This is a genomic window from Chryseobacterium sp. C39-AII1 (assembly GCF_039672645.1).
Lineage (GTDB): Bacteria > Bacteroidota > Bacteroidia > Flavobacteriales > Weeksellaceae > Chryseobacterium.
Genome location: NZ_JBDFPQ010000033.1, coordinates 1 through 6,141, shown reverse-complemented (window position 1 = coordinate 6,141; position 6,141 = coordinate 1). Strand labels below are relative to the sequence as shown.

The window sequence follows — 6,141 nt, the reverse complement described above, 5'->3', positions numbered from 1 at the left end:
GCCGGAAATTTCAGCAGATATCTTTGTGGTCCTATGGGTAAAATAACCAATGGATTGATCAAAATCTGCTTTGCAGAGGGAACTTTAGTTTCGGTAGAGAACGGTAACAAAAAGATTGAAGACATCAGAGAAAGGGATCTTGTATGGAGCTACAATGAGGAAACAGGCAAAAAAGAACTGAAAAAAGTAGTGGCATTATCCCGCAATACTTCTTCTTCATTAGTGAAAATTACTGTAAACGGTACCGAAATTACCTGCACCCCGGAACACCCGTTTTACGTAAACGGAAACTGGATAGAAGCCAAAGATCTTACCAAAGGAATGCTTCTAACAACCTTAGACGGAACAACTTCTCCCGTAGAGTCTATTAATTTCTTGGATGAAAAGGTAAAAGTCTATAACTTTGAAGTTGAAAGCAACCATAATTATTATGTTTCTGAGAAAGAGATTTTGGTGCATAATACCTGCTGGACAGAAAGACTTGCTAGATTTATGGAATATGCAGGAAATATTGAAGCTAAATCTCTTACTTCACAGGAAGCAACAATTAATCATTTAGAAAACGTATTTAAAATGTTAGATAAAACCAGAACAGATGATAGAATAATTAAATTAGTAGGAGAAGGAGCTAAAAATGTATATCCTGGGCTGAATGGTTCTAAAATGATTTATCAGGCAGGAAAAAAAGGTACCTTGAATTATACAGAAGTATTTCTTGATGGTGGTTTTCAAATAATTAGAGATGGTAAAGTTATATTAAGTAAAGTTAAATAAGATGATAGAAAAACTTAAGTATGCCTTATTCAGTATTCCTGATTATGATATTTATCGAAAATATTTCCAAACTAAAGATAGTATAACAATTTATTATAAGAACGTCATTGTTAAGGCAACAAATGATGAAATTTCAGTATTCTATGATTCTGAAGAACATTTTGTGGCTAAAGGATTGAAATATTTAGATAAAAATACTACATTAAAACTTTTTAATGATGTTCCTTCTGCAATTGATTATATGAATTATCTTTCTCTCGTAACATTAGATATTAGGTATACATTGTATCATTATTTTTTGTTTAAATTAAAAGATGTAGGAATTAATTATAATTATTTCTCATTTGGATTTGCAGGGAGTTATCCAAATTATTCTGAGGATAATCTAAGTATTCGTTGCGATTTTGGAAATTTGAGCATAGTGGATAAAAAAGTAAAATATAATTGTATAATTATTTTTAATAATGATGGATCCACTAGATTTTCTTTTTATCCAGAAGAACCGGCATGGAACGAACAAAAGATATGCCCCAAAAGAGACGTAGATAAAATTATAGAATATATTCTAAATCTTAAAGTTGATAATTACGAAGATATTCCATTAATAGAATCATAAATAAAAAAGAGTAGCCACAGCTACTCTTTTTACAGTTTTACGGAAAACCGCTATATTTAAATGCCAAGATCATTTAGGAAATACAGGCTTCCAAAAACAGCGCAGGCGTTCTTGAAACAAAAGATACCAACAATTATTATCCTTTTGGATTGAATCATATCGGGGGATCTAATGCTTCGGCTTTTGGAAGCTTGTATTCTTACAAATACAACGGAAAAGAGCTTCAGGAAACAGGAATGTACGATTTTGGCGCGAGAATGTATATGCCGGATCTGGGAAGATGGGGTGTTGTAGATGCTTTGGCAGAACAGATGAGAAGATATTCGCCGTATAATTATGCGTTTAATAATCCCTTAAGATTTATAGATCCTGATGGAAACAGTCCGCGAGAAACATATGGTGAACATTCTGCATTTAATGGAGATTTTGATCCAAACTCTACATTGTCGAGCTTTTCAGGAATGAGTAATTCATTGGCCAACTATTTTGCTCCGGATGCAGGAGGTGGGCAAGAAGGCTCTGGAACTACTTATTATGGTCAAGAAGCATACGATGTTTTACAGAGTTATTTAAACCCTCAGTACACTCCTAATTTTGGGCAGTTTGATTTTACGCAGTATGGGGCGAATAATGATGAACCACCAGTAAACTTCTTTGGAGCTTTTGAGCCCTCTGTATTTCATAATGTTTTTAAAAATGCATCTGAAAAATATAAATATACTGAAGGAGATGGTATTTTCAGAGTATATGGACACGGAAATGTAGGTTTATTACAAGATGAAAAGGCTAAAATCTTGACAGCGGATGAGTTTGATATACAAATGAACAAAAAAAGTATAAATTGGAAGAATGTAGAATCAATGAAGAATAGTACACTTATTTTATATGCATGTATGTCAGCTTCAGAACTTAATGGTGAAACTTCAATAGCAAGAATGATTTCACAAAAACATCAAAAAACCTTAGTAATAGGATTTGATGGTTATGCGACATATGGAAGGGAAAGTATTACTAAAAGCCCTACTATTAAAAGTATTAATAAAGAATTAGGCTTATATGACTCAATGGGAACAGTAGTGTTCTATATGAACGGTAAAGAAATTAATAGAATGATGTATTCTACTTTTCAAATGTTAAAATATTAATTATAAATTATATAAACTATGAAATATTTATTATTCCTATCTTTTTTATTGTTGATTACTTGCAATGATAAAAATAGTAATGAATTAACCGAAAAATCTTCTGATTCAATTAAAATAACAAAAGAGGAGAATCCTTATATGACTAATTATGAAAATAAGGAAAGAAAGAAAAAATTATTGGATGATGCTATTATTAAAGGTGACACCTTAGCTTATCAAGAATCATTTAAGGATTTTTCTGTTTCGGGGCATTTGCAGGAGTTTTTATATTATTCTTTAAAAATGGCAAAGAATCATAATTATAGTGATGCATATTTTGATACTTATTATATTTTAAATTTACTAAATAATCAAAATGGATTTATATCTGAAAAAGATAAAAATGAATCACTTTTCTATTTACTAAAATCTTACGAAATGGGGAACTCTAATGCTAAATATAAGATTAATGATTTATTTATAAAAAAAAATAAAAAGATTCCTAATTCATCTATAATAAATTAGTACCTACATATTCTAAATTAATTAAAATTTTAATATGTAATTAGGGTGTTGTAATCAATGCCCTATTTTTCTTCTTAAAAAGTTTTGCTAAAAAATGAATGGGGAGCAAAAGATCCTATTAAAAATGGTAGAAGCTGGGAAAGCTTACCAATTAGTTTATCGGCCTACTATGATACAATAACAATTCATCATTCTGGAAATGCAAAGAATTATATGACAATTCAACAATTACAAGATAAGGAACAAAATGATGGTTATGCAGATATTCCTTATCATTTTGCAATTGATAGTAAAGGGAACATATATGAAGGAAGACCCATATATATAAAGGGTGCACATACAGCTGGAGCTAATACTTCTAATATTGGTATTGTCTTAATGTCAGACTTAGATTATCAAAATAAAGGGCTTTCTTTCGAAAAATTCCTTGTTGAGAATTATATTAATGGAAATGGTGGGGCAAGCACAGCAATGAGAAAATCTTTGACTAATTTAGTTTCATATTTGAATAGTCAATATGGGATTCAGTATCTTGGTGGACATATTGAAAAAATAAATGATACAAGATATTGCCCAGGTGACGGAGGTATGAAAATTGTAAATTATTTAAGACAAAAATTTAATATGCAAATTCCAATAAAACAATAGTAGACATGAAAATATATTTTTATTTAATTAGTTTTATAACGCTAGTAGTAATTGTAATTACTCCTAAATCTTTTTATGATGATTTTAGTGAATTATTTGATAAGATAATATTCATAGCAACTATTGTTAATATTATTTTAGGAAGTTTAAAAAGTATAAAAATAAACCCGTTAAATTTTTATATTATTACTTTATTACATTTTATATATTGTATTATTACAGTTAGTTACTATGATCATAATGATTCCTATTGGCTGAGATTATTTTCTATTATATCAAAAAAAAATACAGTATTTAATCATACAACTCTCGCATTATTAAATAATATAATGTATTATATTATTCCTATTATTATCATTTTTTATTTGAGAAATCTATTTTTAATAATTTACAGAGTTTTAAGAAATAAAAGATTCTATCCTAATTAAGATAGAAATAATTCGGGTGTTGATTTTCAATACCCGAATTTCAAATTATAGGTTTTTTTCAAAAACAGCGCAGGCGTTCTTGAAACAAAAGATACCAATAATTATTATCCTTTTGGGTTGAATCATATCGGGGGATCTAATGCTTCTAATTTCGGAAGCTTGTATTCTTACAAATACAACGGAAAAGAGCTTCAAGAAACAGGAATGTATGATTTTGGAGCGAGAATGTATATGCCGGATCTGGGAAGATGGGGTGTTGTAGATGCTTTGGCAGAACAGATGAGAAGATATTCTCCATATAATTACGCATTTAATAATCCACTAAGATTTATAGATCCTGATGGAAACAGTCCGCGAGAAACATATGGAGAGCATTCTGCCTTTAATGGAGATTTTGATCCAAACTCTACGTTGTCGAGTTATAATGGAATGGGAAGTTCAAGTGCTCATGGAATGTATTTCGCTCAGGATGCTGGTGGTGGACAGGAGGGCTCTGGAGGAGAAACTTACTATGGAAAAGAAGCCTATGATGTATTACAGAGTTATCTAAATCCTCCGTCAAATAATAATAATGATACAGGACCTAATTTCTGGCAGCGCGTTGGTAGTTTCTTTGGAAATTTATTTGGCGGTAAAAAAAGTAAGAAGAGCGCAGTTACTTTCTCTATTGTAGATATTGCTTTTATCCCGGAAGGTGTTGCTGCAGAAACGGCATCATTTGGGTCTTTAATTGAGGGAGTTGGAGGTGCTACAGTCTCAACCGCTGCTGCAACATTAGGTGCTGTCTTATATCCAGCAATGATCAAGGAACCCAAATTTGATTGGACAAGAGGTATGCCATTGGATATACCTATTACAACAACAAATACTCCCCAAGATTTATATTTATATAGAAATATGAGAAGTGTAAATGGTATACCAATGGTTGGTGAAGGTTTAGATAAATTAGGCTTAAGAGACAAAGATGTTAATTTTCTTTCTAACTCTACTATGATAACGCCTCTCTTTTCAAATGGTCTGTCTGTAACTGTTGGCTACGGAAATGTAATTCCGTCAAATGTTCCTGACACCCATAAAAAACAAACTTTATTTAGAATATCAGCAAGCTCATTAGCATCTTATAGCTTGATTGGAATACCAGTCTCAAATCCTTCAAATCCTTTTTATGGACAAATACGTCCTGCAATTCCTATGAATGTAGGAACTTTTAGAACATTAATTCAAACCACTGCCCCAGCTTGGCACCCTGTAAAATAAATTATAATGGAAGAAAGAAATGTAATTATCAAACAAATTCAAGAAAAATTAGAAATTGAACTAAAACCAGAAAATATATCCAAGATGACCTTGGATGAATATAGAGATTTTATTATCTCAATGTTTGAGTATATAAATTTATACAAGAATAAGTATCTTTTAACATCATTAGATTTTAAAGAATTTGCAAATAATTTTGTATATAATTATGATGATGATGGATATGAAGATAATTGTGGCGAAAGAGTAAGGTTTTTTATGGATGAATTAGCGATTCTATACACTTATCAACCACCTTTTTTTTGGGATTCTAACTTTGAGGATTTTAAGCATAGAATGAAAAGAGATGTCTCAAAAGGAAATGGCTTATAAAATTGGATAATACTCCAGATATGTTGTTTTCTTTTATGAATGGAATTCAACAATTAAAAGTGTGATAAATTAATAGAAAAACGAATGATCTTAATGATTATTCGTTTTTATGTTGATAATTAAAACCGCTATATTTACCAGTATAAAGATCATTTAGGAAATACGAGAATAAGCTTCTCAAAAACCAGCGAAGGCGTTCAGGTAAGAGATACCAACAATTATTATCCTTTTGGGTTGAATCATATCGGGGGATCTAATGCTTCGGCTTTTGGAAGCTTGTATTCTTACAAATACAACGGAAAAGAGCTTCAGGAAACAGGAATGTATGATTTTGGAGCGAGAATGTATATGCCTGACCTGGCAAGATGGGGTGTTGTAGATGCTTTGGCAGAACAGA

Annotated in this window: 6 protein-coding genes and 2 pseudogenes; all 8 read left to right on the top strand. The window is 30.9% G+C overall.

What is annotated here, in order from left to right; all coding sequences use genetic code 11:
- Positions 1-774: Hint domain-containing protein (locus ABEG63_RS21415; protein WP_346587466.1), on the top strand; the 774-nt coding region annotated here is incomplete at its 5' end.
- A 1-nt stretch (position 775) separates the two neighbouring features.
- Positions 776-1,390: a hypothetical protein gene (locus ABEG63_RS21410; protein ID WP_346587464.1), complete on the top strand. Its 615-nt coding sequence runs from the start codon at positions 776-778 to the stop codon at positions 1,388-1,390.
- Positions 1,391-1,539: 149 nt separating this feature from the next.
- Entirely contained in the window at positions 1,540-2,535 is a 996-nt protein-coding gene (locus tag ABEG63_RS21405) for an RHS repeat-associated core domain-containing protein (RefSeq protein WP_346587463.1), read from the top strand.
- A gap of 18 nt (positions 2,536-2,553) precedes the next feature.
- The gene (locus ABEG63_RS21400; protein ID WP_346587462.1) at positions 2,554-3,039 is read left to right on the top strand and encodes a hypothetical protein; all 486 of its coding nucleotides are present in this window, start codon (positions 2,554-2,556) and stop codon (positions 3,037-3,039) included.
- A gap of 84 nt (positions 3,040-3,123) precedes the next feature.
- Complete coding sequence (locus ABEG63_RS21395) at positions 3,124-3,687, top strand: peptidoglycan recognition family protein (protein WP_346587461.1); 564 nt, start codon at positions 3,124-3,126, stop codon at positions 3,685-3,687.
- A 542-nt stretch (positions 3,688-4,229) separates the two neighbouring features.
- Positions 4,230-5,372, top strand: a pseudogene (locus ABEG63_RS21390) (RHS repeat-associated core domain-containing protein); the annotation flags it as partial.
- A gap of 6 nt (positions 5,373-5,378) precedes the next feature.
- On the top strand, positions 5,379-5,744 hold the full coding sequence (locus ABEG63_RS21385; RefSeq protein ID WP_346587459.1) for a hypothetical protein: 366 nt from the start codon (positions 5,379-5,381) through the stop codon (positions 5,742-5,744).
- A gap of 123 nt (positions 5,745-5,867) precedes the next feature.
- Positions 5,868-6,141 (top strand): annotated as a pseudogene (locus ABEG63_RS21380) (RHS repeat-associated core domain-containing protein); the annotation flags it as partial.

Excerpts from the sequence above, each read along its gene's own strand:
- ABEG63_RS21410 (WP_346587464.1), top strand. The coding sequence starts at position 776 with ATGATAGAAAAACTTAAGTATGCCTTATTCAGTATTCCTGATTATGAT.
- ABEG63_RS21400 (WP_346587462.1), top strand. The coding sequence starts at position 2,554 with ATGAAATATTTATTATTCCTATCTTTTTTATTGTTGATTACTTGCAAT.
- ABEG63_RS21385 (WP_346587459.1), top strand. The coding sequence starts at position 5,379 with ATGGAAGAAAGAAATGTAATTATCAAACAAATTCAAGAAAAATTAGAA.